Origin of the sequence: Amycolatopsis sp. SID8362, from assembly GCF_010550475.1 — a bacterium.
GTDB lineage: Bacteria > Actinomycetota > Actinomycetes > Mycobacteriales > Pseudonocardiaceae > Amycolatopsis > Amycolatopsis eburnea.
On sequence record NZ_JAAGNB010000659.1, the window covers coordinates 1 to 1,114 of the forward strand.

The following is a 1,114-nucleotide window of genomic DNA, read 5'->3' on the forward strand; positions in this document are numbered from 1 at the left end:
CGCGTCCGGTTGCCGGATCGAACTCGCCGGGCGCACGCCGTGGCCGGGCGAGCCGGACGACCTGCCCGCCGACCCCGCCGCGATGCGGGCGGTGCTGGCCGGGCGCGGTGGTTCGGTGGCCGACATCGAACGCCGGGTGCGGACCGTGCTGGCCCAGCGTGAGATCGGCCGGACACTCGGCGAGATCCGCGCCGCGGGCGGGAACCCGGCCTACACCGAACTCGACGTGCGGGACCCGGAAGCCGTGCACCACCTGGTCAAGGGCCTCCGCGGCCGGGTCGACGGCGTCGTCTTCGCCGCGGGCGTGCTCGACGACAAGCTCATGGCGGACAAGGACGAGCAGTCGTTCCGGACCGTCTTCGAGACCAAAGCGGACGGTGCCCGCACGCTGCTCGCCGCGCTGGCGGAGACCGGCGCCGAGCCTGGATTCGTCACCTTCTTCGGCAGCATCGCCGCGGTCCTGGGCAATCGCGGCCAGACCGACTACGCCGCCGCGAACGACGCGCTCGAGTCGCTGGCGAAGACCTGGCCCGGCCGGGCGGTGACCGTCCACTGGGGACCGTGGGCACCCGCGCCCGACCACAGCGGCATGGTCTCGCCGGAGCTGGCCCGCGAGTACGAACGCCGGGACATCGGCCTGCTCGACGCGGACGAGGGCGTCGCGGCCCTGCTGCGCGAACTCGCCTACGGCACGGACCGCGCCGTCCTGTACACGGCGTCGTTGTGGTGAGCCAGGAGCCGGTGGCGATCACCGGCATGGGCGTGTTCCTGCCCGGTGCGTCCACAGTGGACCAGTACTGGCGGAACCTGGTGGCCGGTGTCGACGCCGTCACCGAGCTCCCGCCGCACCGCCGCGACCCCGCGTTCCACGGCCACGACGGCACCGCGCCCGACCGGACCCACGGCCGCCGCGGCGGCTTCACCGCGGACATCCTGGAGTTCGACCCGGTCGCGCACGGCGTGCCACCGACATCTCTCGACGGCACCGAGCCGGACCAGCTCACCGCGCTGGCCGTCGCCGTCACCGCGGTCGAGGACGCCGGCGGCCCCGGCCGGCTCGGCGACCCCGAACGGATCGGCGTCGTGCTCGGCCGCGGCGGCTACCTCTCGCCCG

At 74.7% G+C, this 1,114-nt stretch carries 2 protein-coding genes; both read left to right on the forward strand.

What is annotated here, in order from left to right:
- On the forward strand, positions 1-730 hold a 730-nt coding region (locus G3I65_RS20320), incomplete at its 5' end, for an SDR family oxidoreductase (RefSeq protein WP_160697507.1).
- Positions 727-1,114 (forward strand): beta-ketoacyl synthase N-terminal-like domain-containing protein (locus G3I65_RS20325; RefSeq protein WP_309235579.1); only part of this gene is annotated, 388 nt, incomplete at its 3' end. The genes G3I65_RS20320 and G3I65_RS20325, both read left to right, overlap by 4 nt.